Genomic DNA, 17,169 nt, shown 5'->3' with positions numbered 1-17,169 from the left:
CGGGCCATCGGATCAACGCCTCGGCGGCGGCCAGAGCATGCGCCACCGCCGAGGAATGCAGCGTGCCGGGCGGGCGTGCGACCGCTCAGGAATCGGCTCAGACGAGGATGACCCGGCGCCCGCGTGTGTGTCCGGCCTGGCTGTCGGCGTGTGCCGCCGCGGCCTCGGCGAGGGTGTACGACTTCTCGACCGGTATCCGGAGCTTGCCCCGCGAGATGAGGTCGGCGGCCTCGGCGAGCGCGTCCGGTACGTTGCCGGTCACACCGGAGTACCGGGCGCCCAGTTCCGGCGCTTCGAGATCGGCGATGGAGATCACCTTCCGCGCGTCCCCGGTCAGCTCGGCCAGTTCCCGGATCACGCCCGAACCGGCCAGATCGAGCGCCGCATCGACCCGGCCGAGCCGCCGCACCCGCTCGGCCCAGCCCTCGCCGTACGTGGTGGCGAGGGCGCCCAGGCTCCGCAGGTAGTCCTGGTTCGCGGCCCCGGCCGTGCCGATCACCGTGATGCCGCGGTCGCGGGCGATCTGCAGCACCGCCGACCCGACTCCCCCGGACGCGCCGCTGACCAGCAGCGTCTGCCCGGCCTGCACACCGGACTCACGGACGATGCGCAGCGCGGTCTCCACCACGGACGGGTAGCCGGCCGCCTCTTCGAACGTCAGGCCCTCGGGCATCCGGGCCCAGGCCGCCAGCACGGCGAACTCGGCGTAGGTGCTCGAACCCCTGCCGAACACCCGGTCGCCGACCTCGACCCCTTCGACGCCTTCGCCGACCTCGTCCACCACACCGGAGGCGTCCTGCCCGATTCCGGCGGGCAACGTGATCGGCCGGTGCACCGTGCGGCTCTCTTCCTGGAACTGGCCCTCGCGGATTCTCCAGTCGACGGGGTTCACGCCCGCCGCCCGCACGGCGACGCGTATGTGGCCGGGGCCCGCGTGGGGCTCCTCGGCGTCGATGAGTTGCAGAACGTCGGGGCCGCCGAACTCGGCGAAGCTCACTTTCTTCATGCCGCCGACCGTAGCACTAACGGTTAGTGTTTTGAAACTGTTCCGCTTTCGCATTTGTTAGCATCAGGGCATGACCGAGCCGCCCGGACGCCGCGAACGCAAGAAGGCCGCGACCCGCCAGAAGATCGCCGACACCGCGCTGCGGCTCTTCCTGGAGCGCGGGTACGACGCGGTGGGCATCCGGGACGTGGCCGCCGAGGCCGACGTGGCCGTCACCACGCTCTTCTCCCACTTCGCCTCGAAAGAGGCCCTGGTGTTCGAGCAGGACGCGGACTTCGAGCAGCGCCTCACGCGGGCGGTCACCGACCGGGCGCCGGACGAGCCGCTCATCCCCGCGCTGCGCCGCGAGACCGAGGCCCTGGTGCGGCACTGCACGGCGGACGGCGCCGCCCCGATCTGGCGCATGATCGAGGCATCACGCGCCCTGCGGGAGTACGAGGAGTCGATGCGGCTGCGCCACGCGGAGTCGCTGGCCACGGCCATCACCGCCGACCCCGGCCTGGCGCCGACCGCCACGGCCGGCCGGACGATCGCGAGGTTCGTCATCGACGCCTACGCACTGGCCCGCGAGGCGGCCGATCCGGAGGCCGCGGTGGACGAGATCTTCCGGATGATCGAGGCGGCTTGGGAGGCCGCCTGCCCGTCTCCACGTAAGTAAGGTGCGTGTCACGGCCGCGGCCACGATCGTGGCCGCGTGTTCCCGATCGGATGGCCCGCCCCTGCCACCCCCGCGTCAGCCCCGGGTGTGGTGGTCCAGCAAGCGGGTGAGCAACTGTACGAACTGGTCGCGTTCGGCGGGGCTCAGCGGGGCGAGCAACAGGTCGTGGAGGTCGTCGAGGACCGCGTCGAGACGGTGCAGGCGGCTGCGGCCCCGGGCGGAGATCGTGATGATGTTGCGGCGCCGGTCCGCCGGATCGGGTGCCCGCTCGACGAGGCCGCGCTCGGTCAGTTCGTTGAGTACGCCGACCATGTCGCTGCAGTAGATGCCGGTGCGCCGGCTCAGCGTCGCCTGGCTGCCCGGCCCGTATTCGAGCAGCGAGGCGAGGACCGCGTAGTGCCACTTGCGGGCGTCGGCCTCGGCCAGTCCCTCGGTGATCAGCCGGTCCGACCGCACGGTGAGCTGTGACAGCAGCCGGCTCGCGCGCCGGCGCAGCCTGTCGGGCGTCCGGGGCGCGCCGTCGTCGGGCAGGTCCGCTGCTTCGGCTCCGATCATGGCGTCATCCTACTCATTGCGTTAGTCCGACTAACGATGTACGTTCACTCGCGCCGAGACGGCCGAGACGTCAGGGCGGCACGCGAGTGCGAAGTCCGCCCCGAGGAAGGAAGACCTTGCCCACCAAGACGCTGCAGATTCCCACCGCTGACGGACACGCAGACGCTTTCGCCGCCTTTCCCGACCGCGGCGGGCGGCACCCGGGGGTGCTGCTGTACATGGACGCCATCGGCCTGCGGCCCGAACTGGAGAACAAGGCCCGCGAACTGGCCGAGCACGGGTACTACGTACTCGTCCCCAATCTCTACTACCGCAACGGCCCGGCACCGGTGACCGATCTTCCCGACTACATCGGGGAAGAGAACCGGCCCGCGGTCTTCGCCCAGCTGAAGCCGCTGGTCGATGCGCTCACCACCGACCTCGTCCTGCGCGACGCCGACGCCTACCTCGGTTTCCTCAGTGCCCAGCCCGAGGTCGGCGACGGGCCGGTCGGCACGATCGGCTACTGCTTGGGCGCCGCCCTGGCGATGCGTGCCGCGACGGCCCACCCCGAGAAGGTGGCCGCCGTCGCCGGGTTCCACCCCGGCTTCCTGGTCACCGACGCGCCCGACAGCCCGCACCGCCTGGTCTCCCGGCTCACGGCCCAGGTCCACATCGGCCTCGCCGAAGGCGACTTGACGCCCGAGGCCCTGAGCGAACTCAACCAGGCCCTGGATGCCGCGGGTGTCGACTACACCACGGAGATCTACCCCGACACCGTTCACGGCTTCACCATGAGCGACACCGCCGCCTACAGCCCCTCCGCCCTGCAGCGCCACTGGGACCGGCTGCTCCCCCTGCTCGACCGCGCCCTGACCACCGGCTGAGGATCCGGCGCCGAGGAGGCGGAGCCGTGCAGCGTGGCTGCGAAGCCGGCCAGAACGGCGAAGTCCTCGTCCCGTAGGCCGATGCGCGGATTCACGTGGTGGAGCAAGGCCCCGGCCCGGTGGGCGGCGGTGATATGAGCGTCGTCCGCATCGGTCTGCTCGTCGTCCACCCAGGCGAAGGGCCGGCCGCCCGCATGGGCGACGAGCGGAGCGGACTTCCAGTGAATTCCGTCCGGCCGCTCGCGCATCAGGGCTTCACCGAAGTCGACGAAAGGCAACGGCGGAAGACCGAGGACGGGGCCGATCCACCGGTTCGCATCGTCCATCCAGGCGCTGGCCCAGCACAGCTCGAACCCGAGGGACAGCAGCGCGGGGCCGTGGGCCGGGTTGAGCCACACCGTCTCCGGTCGCATGTAGGATCGCGGGCTCGCGGCAGCGGAGGGGCGGCGCGCCTCGGCCGGGAGGCCCACGGTGAGGTATTCCTCGGGACACGTGCCGGACGGCGTCGCGTACGGGTGCAGTGGCCCGTCGATGTCCAGGAACAGCAATGGCCGCCGGTCGTTCACCATATCCCCCTGTCGGGCAACGATTTCCGGCACCTTAGCCCGTGCTTGTACTGCCGCCCGCCGCAGTCGACATGCTCGCCTCCACCTGGCCGGCGCTCGGAGCGTCAAGCGTTGCCGCTCTGCTTGTGGCCTTGGGAGTCGCAGGGCAGGTCCACGCCCGGGGCGTCGGCCTGGAAATCGCGGGCGGCTTGGTGTTCGACGTCGGCGATGGCGGTGGGGCTGACGGAGATGGCTCCGCCGAAGGGGCATTCGGCGTCGCGGACGAGCAGCAGGGTGGCGGTGAGCAGGGCGGTCGCCATGGCCAGGGTGGCGAGCTGGGGCCGGTTGCGGCGTCTGGGGATGCACAGGCACAGGGAGATGACGGTGATGGAGAGCAGGACGAGCATGAACCAGTAGATCGCCGCGGGTACCGCGGCGGTCGACTCCGTCAGACGTGCCTGACGGGCCTTGGAGCGGGTGTCGTCCGCCCCCACGAGCATGCCGAAGGCGCCCTGGTCCGTGCCGATGTCCTTGAAGGCGGCGCGCAGGTCGGCGGTCCAGACGCTGGGCACCGGGGAGCTTTCGCCGTGGGCCATGGTCGGCCATTCGTAGTGGCGTACCGCGCGGGTGTAGCAGACGACGTCGGCCTGCACCCGGCGGCGCTGTGCGGCGTTGGGGAGGAATTCCGCCGTCTCCTCCAGGTGGTCGGCCGCGTTGGCCTCGTTGTGCACCGCTTCCTCGGCCCTGTTGTAGGAACCGGCTGCGGTGGCCAGGACGAAGGCGAGGATCAGTACGGTCAGGGTCTGTACCGGGCTGATCAGGTCCCGCACCGACAGGCCTTCGTCGTCGGCGTCGGAGTCGTGGCGGCGCAGGAAATGGTGGGCGATCAGCCCGAGGATCAGGGCAACAGCGGCCACCACGATGGTGACGATCATGAGTGCGTCTCCGGGAGCGGGGTCAGGGCTCGGGCCATCGGTCTCTCTCCCGATGCCTTTGCCTGAGTGCCCTGAGCGGCATGCGGTTCCGCCCGCCCGGCCACCCGTACGAGCGACACTCCTGCATCGCCTGGAGGTACCGGTCCCGACGCGGAGACAGCGGCACCTGACCGTGAGTCAGCGCCCGGCGCTCTGGCCGCCGTCGACGTGGAGGATCTCGCCGGTGACGAAGGCGGCGTTCTCCAGGTACAGCACCGCGTCGACGATGTCGCCGGGCGCGCCCAGCCGGCCGACCGGGAGCAGGCCGCTCAAGGCCGCGTGCTCCTCCTCCCGGTGCATCGGGGTCTTGATGACGCCCGGCGAGACGGCGTTGACGCGGATGCCGCGTGTCGCGTACTCGATGGCCAGCGACTTGGTGGCGGACTGCAGGCCGCCCTTGGTCAGCGAGGTGAGTACGGAGGGCACGCGGGCGTCCGCGTTGTCGACCAGGCTGGAGGTGAGGGTGACGATGTGACCGCCGCCCCGGGTGAGCATGTGCCGGACGACCGACCGGGTGAGGTGGAAGAAACCGGTCACATTCACGCCGATCACCGAGGCGAACTCCTCCGGTGTGCAGTCGGTGAACGGCTTGGCGAGGAAGATGCCCGCGTTGTTGACCAGGGTGTCGATACGGCCGAACCGCTGCACGCCCGCGGCGACGATCCGTTCGGCGGTCGCGGGATCGGCGATGTCGCCGCGTACGGCGATGACGTCCGGGGACCGGGACGCGACGATGGTGCGCGAAGTGGCCACCACGCCGTATCCGAGCTTGCGGTAGGCGGCCACCAGCGCGGCGCCGATGCCCTGCGACGCACCGGTGATGACGGCAACCTTCTGGTCCTGCGCGTTCATGGCGCGCCCCCGGTCCGGAACCGGCTCAGCACCCGTCCGGCCTCGTCCATCATCTCCCGGACGATGTCCCCGGCGGGCCGCACACTGTGTACGAGGCCGACGCCCTGCCCCATGAGCCAGGGCATCTCCTCCCAGTCGGCCTCCGTTTCCGGCACCGGCGGGAACACGTTGAACTTGTGCAGTACCACCCGTTCACCCTGGAAGACCGTGGTGCCGATCTCCTCCAGGGCGTGCCGGTCGGCCGGCACCTGGTCCAGCCGGTCGTGCCACTGGGACACCACGCGGTCGCGCTGCACCCGCATCGGGTTGAAGTCCGGCCATTCCGGGCCGAACACCGCCGTACGGACCGTGTCCTCCCCTCGGGAGGCGACCAGCCGCCGGTGGTGCTCGGGATGCACCCGCGCCTGCGGCGAGGCGAGCAGCCGGGTGCCCACCCACACACCGTCGGCGCCCAGGCACAGGGCCGCCGCCACCTGGCGTCCGTCGGTGATGCCGCCCGCGGCCAGGACCAGCGCCCGCTCCCCCACGGCGTCCACGACGGCGGGAACGCCGACCATGGTGGGCAGGCCGCCGTAGTTGTGCCCGCCCGCCTCCCAGCCCTGGGCGACGACGACCTCCACCCCGTCCGCCACGGCCCGCTCGGCCGCGTCGGCGGAGCCGACCTGTTCCCACACCGACACCCCGGCCGCGCGCAACCGTTCGATCTGCCCGGCCGGCGGGTGGCCCCAGTGGTACGAGACGACCGGTACCCGCTCCTCCACGCAGACGCGGACGTGTTCGGCGTTGTCGAAGTACGTGATCAGATTGACGTTGAACGGTGCGTCCCGCACGCTCCCGCGGATCTCGTGGATGAACTGCCGGAGGTGGTCCGGATGCATGAGCGCGGCCCCCACCGCGCCGATGCCGCCCGCGGTGGTGACGGCGACCGCCAGATCGGCGGTCCCACCCGCGAACGCCATCCCGGCGCAGGCGAAGGGATACGGTACGGCGAACCTCTCGGTGAACCTGGTGGACAGCACCCCCATGACGGCCCCCTCCTGCCTCTCCCGGCAGGTTCCCACCGGCGTCCGTACGGGGCCAGGGCCCGGGTCGGATATGCGCGTACAGCCACGTCGTCGCCCGTGCCCGGCCCGGGGGAAGGCGTCTTTCCATTACGTAGGACGCCGCCTACGTAGTTCTCGCCGACGCGGCATTTCCCTTCCCGGCGGCATGGTTGACACCGCAGTCACGTACCGGATCCGGACGGGTACGGCTACGCGAGCGGCGTCATGGCCGGCCGCCTGCCGGTGGCGCTGCCGCCGAACGGCTCCGCCGGAGAGGCGCCGGTGAACAGAACGAGGGGGAATCGTTGCTCAGCACGCACCCGGCCGTCCCGGCCGTCATGGCTTCCGTACCCACCGTGAGCCGGGTGCGGGTGGCGGTCACCGCACCCGACCCGATCAGCCGCGAGGGGGTCATCAGTCAGCTGCGCCGCCACCCGGAGGTCGCCCTCTGTGAGGATTCCGGGTCCGCCTCCGTGGTCGTGCTCGTCGAGGACGTCCTCGACGAGGCCGCGCTCGCCCGGCTGCGGCGGGTCGTGCGCAGCGAGGGCGCGCGGGTGGTGCTCGTCGTGGGCACGATCCGGGAGAACGAACTGCTGGACGTCATCGAGTGCGGCGCCGGGGCCATCGTCTGGCGTCGGGAGGCCACCGCGCACCGGCTGGTGCAGGCGGTGCTGACCGCGGCCGAGGGCGGCGGCGATCTGCCCGCCGACCTGCTGGGGCGGCTGATCAGCCAGGTGGGGCGCCTGCACCGGGGCGGCGGCGACCATCCGGCGTCCTTCCTGGGCCTGACGCCCCGCGAGGTGGACGTCGTACGGCTGGTGGCCGAGGGGCTCGACACCACGGAGATCGCCGGCAAGCTGTCGTACTCCGAACGCACCGTCAAGAACGTCATGCACGGCCTCACCACACGCCTGCACCTGCGCAACCGCTCGCACGCCGTGGCGTACGCGCTCCGTGAGGGCTACATCTGAGCGGACGGCGGCGGGGCAGGTCGGCAAGCCCCTCGGGGCACGAGGCCTGCCCCGCCGCCGTCCCCGATGTGCCTGCGCGGCGAGCGGCGCGGGGAGCACGATCGGCGGCAGGGCCGTGCAGAGCCGACGCCGGGATCCGGCCGGGGCGGCGGCCGGCAGCTGGGAGCGCGTAAGTGATTCATGAGGCGGACGAGGTCCTCAAGGGCCTGATCGGTGGCGGGGCACTGGCCGGGTCCGGTATCGACGTGTCCTTCGAGGTGCCCACCCGCGACTGGGCGGCCCGGCGCAACGCGCCCGTGGTCAACGCCTACTTGTACGACGTCCGGGAGGACGTGTCCCGGCGGCAGCGCGGGCGCACGGCGCTGCGCGACGAGCGGGACATCGTCGTACGCCGCCGCCGTCCGCCGCGCTGGTTCCGGCTGTCCTACCTGGTGACGGCCTGGACGAAGACGCCGCAGGACGAACACCGGCTGCTGTCCGCGGTGCTGGCCACGCTGCTGCCGCACGAACTGCTCGCCGCCGAGGACCTGCCGGAATCACTCGGACGCCTGGGTCTGGCGCTGCCGCTGACGGTGGGCGGCAGCCAGCCGGAGGCCCGTTCCGTCGCCGACATCTGGTCCGCGGTGGGCGGTGAGCTGAAGCCCTCCCTGGATGTGGCGATGACCGTGCCGTTCCCGGCGTACCCCGATTACGACGCCGGGCCCCCGGTCACCGAGGGGGCGGCGGTCCGGATACGAGGGGTGGACGGCGGCCCGCCCCGCTCGGAGGAACGCGCCCACCGGCCCCGTCAGATCGCGGCGGCCCGCGCCGCGCACGAGCAAGCGGCGGCCCGCCGCGCGGAGCAGACATGAACACCTCGCCCCTGGAAGACCTGCTCCCCACGGCCGCCGGGCCCGAAGGCTCCGAAGCCGCCGGGCCGGGGGACGCCGCGGCCGCCGGTCCGGCGCGCCCGCTCCTCGGCCGGCTGGCCGAGCTGCGGCATGCGGTGACCGCGCTGGTCGAACACCGCGCCACCGGCGACCCCACCGCCGACGACCCGTTGCGCGGCCTCTACGTGTCCGAGGAATCCGTGGGGCATCTGCTGCGCACCTGGCCGCGTGCGGAACCGGACGCGGTGTGGGAGGAGGACGTACGGCCGGAAGTGCCTGCCGAGTGGCCAAAGGACGCCGACGACCGCCTGGCCCGGACGGCCGCCCGGCTGCGGCTGACCGAGCTGGACACGGCCGTGCTCCTGATCGCCCTCGCCCCCGACCTCGACCGCTCCTTCGAGCCGCTGTACGGCTACCTCAACGACGAGGTGAGCCGCCGCCGCGCCACCGTGGGGCTCGCCCTCGACCTGTGCGGCATGCCCGCGCACCTGCCGGAGGCCCGCGCCCGGTTCCACCCCTCGGCGCCGCTGCGCGCCTTCGGCCTGCTGTCCGTCGAGGAGCCCGACCGCCCGCTGCTCACCCGGTCGTTGACCGTGCCCGACCGGCTCACCTCCCATCTGCTGGGCGACGACACGCCGGATGCCGTGCTCCGCGGCCGGCTGCGTCCGATGCCGGGCCCGCTGCCCGGCGCGGAGCACGACGAGGGCTTCGTCCGGCGGCTGGCCGCCCGTATCGACGACGGGCCGTGCACCGCGTATCTGCGGGAACACCGCGAGGGTGACGCCTTGGCCACCCTCGCGTCCGTGCTGTACGAGGCGGGCGTCGGCGCGCTGCACTTCGCGGGCCCCCCGGGGCATGTCCCGGAGCTGCTGCGGGAGGCACGCCTGACGGGCCGGGCGGTCGTGGTGTGCGGTCTGCCCGAGCACCCGGGTCCGATGGTGGCCGAGCTGGCCGCGGCCACCGACGTGACCGTGCTGCTGGCCGACACCCGCCCGTACGATCCGCAGTGGTCCCCGCACGACCCGCTGGTGCTCCAGGCTCCCCGGCGGCCGGCCGGGGGCACGGCCTCCTGGCGCACCGCGCTGGGGCCCGCCGCCGACGGTTTCGACCTGGCCGGCACCGTGGCCCCGTACCACCTCGGCGGTGAGCGCATCGCGCGCGCCGCCCGCGCCGCGACGGCGCTGGCCGCCTTCGACGGCACCGCGCTCACCGCCGCGCACGTACGGCTCGCCGCCCGGCAGCAGTCGGCCTCCGGGCTCGAACGGCATGCCCGCCGGATCCGGCCCGCGGTGGACTGGCGCGATCTGGTCCTGCCCGACGGACCCCTCGTCCAGCTGCGGGAACTCGCCCTACGCGCCCGCCACCGCGATCGGGTGCTCGGCGACTGGCGGCTGAGCGCGGGCGGCGGACGCGGACGCGGTGTCCTCGGTCTCTTCGCGGGCGAGTCCGGCACCGGCAAGACGCTGTCCGCGGAGGTGATCGCCGCCGATCTGGGGGTGGACCTGTACGTGGTCCAGCTGTCCTCGGTCGTGGACAAGTACGTCGGCGAGACCGAGAAGAACCTCGAACGGATCTTCACGGAGGCCGACCGTACGGACGCCGTGCTCCTCTTCGACGAGGCCGACGCCGTTTTCGGCAAACGCTCGGAGGTCAAGGACGCGCACGACCGGTACGCCAACATGGAGAGCGCCTACCTGCTGCAGCGCCTGGAGTCCTTCGACGGCATCGCCCTGCTGACCACCAATCTGCGGGCCAACATCGACGACGCGTTCACCCGCCGCCTGGACCTGGTGGTCGACTTCCCCTTCCCGGACGCCGGGCAGCGGCTCGCGCTGTGGCGGCACGGCCTGTCGCACGTGCCGCGCGCCGGGGACCTCGACGTCGGCGCCCTCGCCCGGGACTTCGAGTTGGCGGGCGGCTCGATCCGCAGTGCAGTGGTGACCGCCGCCTATCTCGCGGCCGGCCGGGACGAGCCGGTCGCGGCGGGCGACCTGTGGGAAGGCGCCCGCCGTGAGTACCGCAAGGCGGGCCGGCTGGTCCCGGGCGAGACGAGCTGGTGACGCGGCCGGTCCCGCCCGTGGTCACACGGTGAAGCGGACCGCCTCCAACTGGAGGTTCCATTCCATGGCGCTGCCGCCGTACCGCCACTTGCCGGGCTCGGTGCACCCCTTGCCCAGCCAGTTGCGGTCCTTCACATAGGCCTCGTGGCACACGGAGCCGTCGAAGACCTGGAGGGTGAACCCTTCCATCGGGGGATCGGCGCTCTCGGTGCTGCCGAGGACCAGGTCCTTGCGGTCGTCCTCCTTCTTCCACGAGTCGCCCTTGCGCCAGCCCTCGCCCACGTAGGCGCTCGCGCCGGTGACACCCTTGGTGTCGGACACCGCGATGTTGAGGGCCTTGATCGGCTTGCCCTGGCCCACCGTCCCGGCCTCGGCCCCGTCGCACACCGGCTCCTGCCAGCCGTCGTCCTGGACGAAGGCCCGGTAGCAGATGTGGCGGCCCGCGCTGCGGGCAACGATTTCGCGCACCGCGGTGGCCGCGGTCTTCTCGGCGGGCTTCTCCTTCGGCTCGTCACCGCCGCCGCCCCCACCGCCCTTCTGGTCGTCCTGCCCGCCCTTGCCGGACTTCTCGGCCGGTTCGCTCGGCTTCTCCTGTGCCTTGGGCGGCGGGCTGCTGATCGGCGGGGAGGGCCGGGGCGGCGCGAGCTGCCCGGCCTTCTCGGGCTTCTCCCGCGCCACGCTCTGCAACTGCGGCCGGTACGCCAGCCAGATCGTCACGAACGCGATCGTCAGCGCGAGAAGCAGGCCGAAGGTGGTGGCCAGCCAGCCCGGCAGGATGCCGCGCTGGACGAAGGTGCCGTTCACCTCCTCCGGCTCGGCGCCGGCGCGGCGCAGGGTGATGGCGTACGGCTGCTCCTGATTGGAGCCGAACCAGGTGATCTGCCGCGGCCGCAGCGTCGCCTTGACGAAGGCGGCCCGGCCCGGCTCGATCTGCACATTGCCCGGCTGCAGGTCGTACGCGAGCCGTTCGCCGGTGTCCTTGCCGCCGAGCGACGCGGTGACCTTGGTGTTGCCGAGGTTGTCCACGGCCAGTCGCGGCCGCCCCCGGAACCGTCCCTTCACCGTCGTCGGCACCAGTTCGGCGCGCACCTCGGTGAAGGGGGTGATGGTCAGATTGCCTTCGGGGACGGTGACGGCGTCCGGGTGTTCCGTCGGTGTGACGCGTACCGCGTACGGATTCGGTCCCGCGGTCGCGTCCGGCGTACGCGGCGGTGCGAACGTCAGCTCCACCGTGCCGGTCGTGCCCGGGTACAGCCGCAGTGCCCGCGGCTCCACTGTGGTCCACGGGGCGGGGTCACCGACCGGTTCGAAGCGGTACTCGTCGACGATGTCCCCGGTGTTGCGCACCCGTAGCCGCACCGTGGTGCTGCTGCCGGGGTCGACGGTCGCGGAGGCGGGTTCCAAAGAGGTCCAAAGGCTCACGCCACGACGCTAGGAGAGGCGGCGGACACCGTCAGGAGCCGTCCGGGCAGACCCGGCTGCCCGGCCGAGCGGGCCGCCCAGGCACGTCCCCGCACCCTCCGGGGCAACCGCCTTGCCCGGGCCCCGGCCCCCGGGGACGTTTCGGCGGCGGGACGCGCGCGCCAGGGTTGGAGACGTCCCGTCTCGTACCCCGAGGAGAGCAGAGCATGCCGTCGTACCTGTCGCCCGGCGTCTACGTCGAGGAGGTGGCCAGCGGTTCGCGTCCGATCGAGGGGGTGGGCACCTCCGTGGCGGCCTTCGTCGGGCTCGCACCGAGCGGGCCCCTAAACGAACCCACGCTGGTGACCAACTGGACCCAGTACGTCGCCTCCTTCGGTGACTTCACCGACGGCTACTACCTCGCCCACTCCGTCTACGGGTTCTTCAACAACGGCGGCTCCGCGGCGTACGTCGTACGGGTCGGCGGTTCCGCCGAGGGCGCCGCCGGGGACGGCGAGGCCCCCGCCGAGGTGACGGGCCCGGCCCCCGCGGCGCAGCTGCCCGCCGCCGAGCCGAAGCAGCTCGGCGCGTTCTCCGTGGCGGCCATCGCCCAGGGCACGGCCGGCCCCCTGACCGTGGAGGTCGCCGACCCCGAGGGCGAGGGCCCGGCCGAACGGTTCAGGCTGATCGTCAAGGACGGCGACAAGCCGGTCGAGACGTTCGACGTGAGCGCCAAGAAGGGCAACCGGTCCTACGTCGTCGCCCAGGTCAAGGAGCGCTCCAAGCTCATCACCGTGGCGGAGGCCGCGCCGGCGGCGCAGCTCGTCCGTCCGGAGAACCAGACCGTCACCCTGGCCGCGCCGCCCGCCCCCGCCCCCGTACCCGCGTCCGTGCCCGTGGAGCGGGACACGACCGCGAACCCCGGCGCGGCCGAGTACCTCGGCGACTCCGCGGACCGCACCGGTTTCGGCGGCCTGGAGGCCGTGGACGAGGTGTCCATGGTGGCCGTGCCCGACCTCATGGCCGCCTACCAGCGCGGGGCGATCGATCTGGAGGCGGTCAAGGCCGTACAGCTCGGGCTGATCGCGCACTGCGAGCTGATGGGCGACCGGGTGGCCGTCATCGACCCGCCACCCGGCCTGAACGCCCAGCAGATACGGGTGTGGCGGCAGGAGACGGCGGGCTACGACTCCAAGTACGCGGCGCTGTACTACCCCTGGCTGAAGTCCTTCGACCCGGCGACGGGCCGGGCCCGCATGGTTCCGCCCAGCGGCCATGTCGCCGGCATCTGGGCCCGTAACGACTCCGAGCGCGGTGTGCACAAGGCCCCCGCCAACGAGGTCGTACGCGGCGCCGTCGACCTGGAGATCCAGATCACCCGCGGTGAACAGGACCTGCTGAACCCCGTCGGCGTCAACTGCATCCGGGCCTTCCCCGGCCGGGGCATCCGTGTCTGGGGAGCCCGCACCCTGTCGTCCGACCCCGAGTGGCGCTACCTGAACGTCCGCCGGTACTTCAACTACCTGGAGGAGTCGATCCTGATCGGCACCCAGTGGGTGGTGTTCGAGCCGAACGACCACGCGCTGTGGGCCCGCATCCGGCGCAACATCTCGGCGTTCCTGGTCAACGAGTGGCGCAGCGGCGCGCTCTTCGGCCGGCAGCCCGAGGAGGCCTACTACGTCAAGTGCGACGAGGAGACCAACCCGCCGGAGTCGGTCGACCTGGGCCGGGTGGTGTGCGAGATCGGCGTCGCCCCGGTCAAGCCGGCGGAGTTCGTGATCTTCCGGTTGTCGCAGTTCTCCAGCGGCAGCGGTGAGCTGGAGGAGTAGGCCGCCCGCCCCCGTCGTCCGCAGCTCCCGTACCCGACCGTCCCACAGCTCAGAAGGACAGCGAATCCATGGCACTCATGCAGGGTGACTCCCTCACCTCACACAATTTCGGTCTGCAGATCGACGGGGTGATGGTCGAGTACCTCTCGGAGGTCAGCGGCCTCACCATCGAACAGGACGTCATCGTCAGCCCGCAGAACACCGCGCAGGGCCACGTCGACATCAACATCCTGCCGGGCGTGCAGAAGAACGGGCAGTGCACCGTGGTGCGCGGCATGACCCAGTCGTCGTCGTTCACCCAGTGGATCAACGACTCGATCGCCGGCCGGATGAGCACGGCCCGCAAGAACGCCTCGATCATCCTGATGGACTACGAGGACAACCCGGTGAAGCGGTACAACCTGCGCAACGCCTGGTGCAGCAAGATCGACGCCAGCAGTTTGAAGGCCGGCGAGGCCTCGGTGCTCACCGAGACCGTGACCATCGTCTTCGAAGAACTGGTCGTCGAATAATGCGGCGCACGGCTGCCGGTGCGCCGGGCGCGACCGCGGCGGCGCCGGTCCCCCCGACCGCGGCGGCGGGAGCGGAGGCCCCCACTCCGCCCCCCGCCGCTGCTCCGGCCGACCCGGCACCGCGCGCCCTGCGCACCGAGTTCCCCTTCCAGCTGCCGCGCGGATACGTGGACGACGCGGGCACCGCGCACCGGGACGGCGTGATGCGCCTGTCGACGGCACGGGACGAACTGGTTCCGCTGCGCGACGTCCGGGTCCAGGAGAACCCCGCGTACCTGTCGGTGGTCCTGCTCGGCCGGGTCATCACGCGCCTGGGCACGCTGCCGATGGTGCACGACGGGATCGTGGAGAGCCTGTTCGCCTCCGACCTGGCGTTCCTCCAGGACTTCTACCGCCAGATCAACGCCGAGGGCCACACCCGCGCCGCCGTGGACTGCCCGCACTGCTCCGAGCCGTTCGAGGTGGAGCTCGGCGGGAGCCGCCTGGGGGAATCGTGACGTACGCGACCGACCGGCTGCACGAGGAGATCGCGTACGTCGCCTACCACTTCCACTGGAGCCTGGAGGCGATCCTGGACCTGGAACACCACGACCGCCGCGGCTACACGAACCGGATCGCGTCCTTCGTGACGCGCGCCGGGGCGGAGGACTGAGCCATGGGGTTCCTGGACCGGATACGGGGCCGAGGCGGCCGTGATCATGGTGGTGGCGTGGCGGTTGGTGCCGTGACCGGCGGTGCGGCGTCGTCCAACGGTACGGCATCGTCCGCCGGGTCGGCGGCTTCCACGGGGGCGGAGTCTTCTACGGGTGCGGGGTCTTCCACGGGTTCGGCGTCTTCTACGGGTTCGGCGTCCGCGAACGCCTGGCGCGCGCTGCCGTCCATCCAGCGGTCCGTGGCCGACGGCCGGGCCGAGGTCGCGGACGCCGGGTTCGGCAAGCGGCTGCCGACGTGGCAGAACCCGTCGTTCATGGATGCGCCGTCCCGCCTCGGGGTTCTGGGGCCCGCCCCCGAAAGCCTGATCGCCGGGGCGATGACCGAGACGGCCCGGCCGTTGACCGGGCTGGAACAGCCGTCGAACGCGCTGCCATGGACGCCGGTGTCGGCGGAGCCGGTGGTACAGCGGGCACCGGCGGTGCCGTTGCGGGCGGTGTCGGGGGTGGAGGTGCTGGGGGTGGAGGTGCTGGGGGCGGCTTCCGCTGTCGCTGGAGCTGCGGGGACTGTGGGGGCTGTGGGATCAGTAGGGTCTGTTGGGTCTGTTGGGTCTGCCGTTCCGGTTCAGCTGGCTGGGCGGGCTCGGCCTTCCGTTGGTGTGGGCCGGTCCAGGCCCGCTGCCGGGGCTCAGCCGGTTTCGGTGGCCTCGCGCCACTCGGGCACGCCGGCCGCTCCGGCCGCCGCTGGTGCTCAGGAGGGTGCGGGAACGGCGGCGAACGGGTCTGCCGTACGGAAAACGCCGACGGCGTGGGAGCACCCGCCAGTTGCTCTGGCCCGGCGGACGAGCCCCGCGGAACCATCGGCACCGGCCGCTGCACCCGCCACGTCCGTAACTCCGGCGGCGCCTCGGAACGCGCAGGTGCCTGCTCCGGCCCCGGCGCGCGGCGTCTACGTGACGCCCGCCCCGCCCGCCCCTTCCGCCCCGTCCCGGCTGCCCCTGACCAAGGCCCCGACCGGGCCGGGGGCCGTACAACGGCGGATTTTTCCGGTGGCGCGGCAGGAACCCGGGTCCGTTCAGGGTCCGGTGGCGGCTGCGGCAGACCCGTCGGAGAGCGGCGGAGGGGGAGCCGGCGCGAATGCCGGTACGCCCGCTTCCGGCGGAACGTCGGCATCGCGCGGGCGGGCAGAACCTGGGCCGACAGCGCCCAGTAGCCGGACGGAGGCTGACACCGTAGTAGTCCAGCGGTCGGCCGTCCGCCGCGACCGTGCGGTGCCAGCACCCGACACCGGTACGGCACCTGGCGCGCGCGGCGGAGCGGCCGCGCCTCGCGGTGCTGCGGGTTCTACAGACGCGGCACGCGACAGGAGCAACGACACGAGTGGTGCGTCTTCCCCGAGCGGTACGTCTTCTCCGAGCGGCGGTACGCGCGGCCGGGACGCCGCTCTTCCCTCGGCCGGCGATGTCGTGGCGTCCGCCCCCGGCAGCGTGCCCGACCAGGCGGCGTCCACCACCGTACGGAACGCCACGCGTGCCGGGGACATGGCGTCGGCACCGTCTTCCAGCCGTGACAGCTACGCCCACCCAACCCCGCCCCCGACACCATCCTCGAACCCGCATCGGGCTCCTGACACCCGGCGCGAAGCGGTCGATCCGAGCGCGGCGGCCACTCCGAGTGGGACGGCCACTCCGAGTGGGACGGCCACTCCGAGTGGGACCGAGGCTGCCGTTCGGCAGCCGACGGTCATCGCCCGTCGAGTGGCCGACTCCACCGCCACCACGGATGGGGGCTCAGCGGCCGGTCCGGCCACGGGACCAGCGCAGGACGCACGCACCGGCTCGATGCCCACCCCGCACAACACCGGCGCCACGGCCGTTGCGCCGCGCGCACTCCCCGGTGTGCGGGCTGCCGCGACGCGGCTTGCCGCGCCCTCGGGACCGGCGCCGACTGCTCATCCGACTGCGGCCGACAGGACGGTCGAGGGCGCCACGGCGGCAATTGCCCCCGCCTCGGCGTCGGGATCGGGATCGGACTCGGTTGCACTGACGTCAACTGATCCTGCCCAGCGGTCGGTTCGGGGCTCTCAGCCGATCCCGGTTGCCGAGGGCCGGACCGTGCCCACTACGCCTCCGGCCAAGGGCACGCCTGCCGCTCCCCCAGCACCACCCGCTTCCCCGCCTCCACCCGTCACGCCCCACCGCCCGGTTCAGCGCAGCGTCACCCGTAAGGCCGCGAGATCCGGCCTCGGAGCCCCGATCTCGTCGGCGCCGGCGCCGGCATCGATGCCGGCGTCACCAACCGCCGTGCCCCAGCCCCCTACACCCCAAGCCCCTGCACCACGGACACCCATGAGCCCTGTGCAGCGCGCCGTCCAGCCC

The 17,169-nt window shown here is 72.3% G+C and carries 17 protein-coding genes; 9 read left to right on the top strand and 8 right to left on the bottom strand.

Going from position 1 to position 17,169, the window contains the following annotated elements; translation table 11 throughout:
• Window positions 1–97: 97 nt before the first annotated feature.
• On the bottom strand, window positions 98–1,006 hold the full coding sequence (locus IH45_RS0110040; RefSeq protein WP_030664700.1) for an NADP-dependent oxidoreductase: 909 nt from the start codon (window positions 1,004–1,006) through the stop codon (window positions 98–100).
• Window positions 1,007–1,076: 70 nt separating this feature from the next.
• Between IH45_RS0110040 and IH45_RS0110035 the strand changes: the two genes are divergently transcribed.
• Entirely contained in the window at window positions 1,077–1,664 is a 588-nt protein-coding gene (locus IH45_RS0110035; RefSeq protein WP_030664696.1) for a TetR/AcrR family transcriptional regulator, read from the top strand.
• A 75-nt stretch (window positions 1,665–1,739) separates the two neighbouring features.
• Here IH45_RS0110035 and IH45_RS0110030 read toward each other — a convergent pair whose 3' ends face one another.
• A complete protein-coding gene (locus IH45_RS0110030; protein ID WP_030664692.1) occupies window positions 1,740–2,219 on the bottom strand; it encodes a MarR family winged helix-turn-helix transcriptional regulator in 480 nt (159 codons plus the stop codon).
• A 116-nt stretch (window positions 2,220–2,335) separates the two neighbouring features.
• On the opposite strand from IH45_RS0110030, the gene IH45_RS0110025 reads away from it, so the two are divergent.
• Window positions 2,336–3,085 carry a dienelactone hydrolase family protein gene (locus IH45_RS0110025; RefSeq protein ID WP_030664691.1) on the top strand — a complete coding sequence of 250 codons (750 nt, stop codon included), beginning with the start codon at window positions 2,336–2,338 and terminating at the stop codon, window positions 3,083–3,085.
• Here IH45_RS0110025 and IH45_RS0110020 read toward each other — a convergent pair.
• The 4 genes from IH45_RS0110020 to IH45_RS0110005 form a co-directional block, all read right to left on the bottom strand.
• Window positions 3,010–3,654 (bottom strand): HAD domain-containing protein, encoded by a 645-nt coding sequence (locus tag IH45_RS0110020; RefSeq protein ID WP_063762964.1) that lies wholly within the window; start codon window positions 3,652–3,654, stop codon window positions 3,010–3,012. The two genes, IH45_RS0110025 and IH45_RS0110020, sit on opposite strands and share 76 nt — an antisense overlap.
• A gap of 101 nt (window positions 3,655–3,755) precedes the next feature.
• Window positions 3,756–4,565, bottom strand: coding sequence for a bestrophin-like domain (locus IH45_RS0110015; protein ID WP_030664688.1), 810 nt, complete (start codon window positions 4,563–4,565; stop codon window positions 3,756–3,758).
• A 177-nt stretch (window positions 4,566–4,742) separates the two neighbouring features.
• Window positions 4,743–5,456 carry an SDR family NAD(P)-dependent oxidoreductase gene (locus IH45_RS0110010; protein ID WP_030664685.1) on the bottom strand — a complete coding sequence of 238 codons (714 nt, stop codon included), beginning with the start codon at window positions 5,454–5,456 and terminating at the stop codon, window positions 4,743–4,745.
• Complete coding sequence (locus IH45_RS0110005; RefSeq protein WP_030664677.1) at window positions 5,453–6,481, bottom strand: NAD(P)H-dependent flavin oxidoreductase; 1,029 nt, start codon at window positions 6,479–6,481, stop codon at window positions 5,453–5,455. The genes IH45_RS0110010 and IH45_RS0110005 overlap by 4 nt, the downstream gene beginning before the upstream one ends.
• 356 nt (window positions 6,482–6,837) lie before the next feature.
• On the opposite strand from IH45_RS0110005, the gene IH45_RS0110000 reads away from it, so the two are divergent.
• From IH45_RS0110000 to IH45_RS0109990, 3 genes are all read left to right on the top strand, one after another.
• Window positions 6,838–7,470, top strand: coding sequence for a helix-turn-helix transcriptional regulator (locus IH45_RS0110000; RefSeq protein WP_030664673.1), 633 nt, complete (start codon window positions 6,838–6,840; stop codon window positions 7,468–7,470).
• A gap of 173 nt (window positions 7,471–7,643) precedes the next feature.
• Window positions 7,644–8,321, top strand: coding sequence for a Pvc16 family protein (locus IH45_RS0109995; RefSeq protein ID WP_030664670.1), 678 nt, complete (start codon window positions 7,644–7,646; stop codon window positions 8,319–8,321).
• Window positions 8,318–10,399, top strand: a complete 2,082-nt coding sequence (locus tag IH45_RS0109990; RefSeq protein ID WP_030664666.1) for an ATP-binding protein — start codon at window positions 8,318–8,320, stop codon at window positions 10,397–10,399. The genes IH45_RS0109995 and IH45_RS0109990 overlap by 4 nt, the downstream gene beginning before the upstream one ends.
• 21 nt (window positions 10,400–10,420) lie before the next feature.
• On the opposite strand, the gene IH45_RS0109985 is transcribed toward IH45_RS0109990, so the two are convergent.
• On the bottom strand, window positions 10,421–11,821 hold the full coding sequence (locus IH45_RS0109985) for a hydrolase (protein WP_030664663.1): 1,401 nt from the start codon (window positions 11,819–11,821) through the stop codon (window positions 10,421–10,423).
• Window positions 11,822–12,027: 206 nt separating this feature from the next.
• On the opposite strand from IH45_RS0109985, the gene IH45_RS0109980 reads away from it, so the two are divergent.
• The 4 genes from IH45_RS0109980 (at window position 12,028) to IH45_RS1000000149250 (ending at window position 14,793) form a co-directional block, all read left to right on the top strand.
• Window positions 12,028–13,629: a phage tail sheath family protein gene (locus IH45_RS0109980; protein WP_030664660.1), complete on the top strand. Its 1,602-nt coding sequence runs from the start codon at window positions 12,028–12,030 to the stop codon at window positions 13,627–13,629.
• A gap of 68 nt (window positions 13,630–13,697) precedes the next feature.
• Window positions 13,698–14,141 (top strand): phage tail protein, encoded by a 444-nt coding sequence (locus IH45_RS0109975; protein ID WP_030648231.1) that lies wholly within the window; start codon window positions 13,698–13,700, stop codon window positions 14,139–14,141.
• The gene (locus tag IH45_RS0109970) at window positions 14,141–14,638 is read left to right on the top strand and encodes a hypothetical protein (RefSeq protein ID WP_030664657.1); all 498 of its coding nucleotides are present in this window, start codon (window positions 14,141–14,143) and stop codon (window positions 14,636–14,638) included. Before IH45_RS0109975 ends, IH45_RS0109970 begins: the two co-directional genes overlap by 1 nt.
• Window positions 14,635–14,793, top strand: coding sequence for a DUF6760 family protein (locus IH45_RS1000000149250; RefSeq protein WP_199810650.1), 159 nt, complete (start codon window positions 14,635–14,637; stop codon window positions 14,791–14,793). The genes IH45_RS0109970 and IH45_RS1000000149250 overlap by 4 nt, the downstream gene beginning before the upstream one ends.
• A 44-nt stretch (window positions 14,794–14,837) precedes the next feature.
• On the opposite strand, the gene IH45_RS0109960 is transcribed toward IH45_RS1000000149250, so the two are convergent.
• On the bottom strand, window positions 14,838–15,110 hold the full coding sequence (locus IH45_RS0109960; RefSeq protein WP_030664654.1) for a hypothetical protein: 273 nt from the start codon (window positions 15,108–15,110) through the stop codon (window positions 14,838–14,840).
• Window positions 15,111–17,169: the final 2,059 nt, after the last annotated feature.

Origin of the sequence: Streptomyces rimosus subsp. rimosus (genome assembly GCF_000720725.1) — a bacterium.
GTDB lineage: Bacteria > Actinomycetota > Actinomycetes > Streptomycetales > Streptomycetaceae > Streptomyces > Streptomyces rimosus_A.
This window is presented reverse-complemented; position numbering and strand designations above follow the sequence as displayed.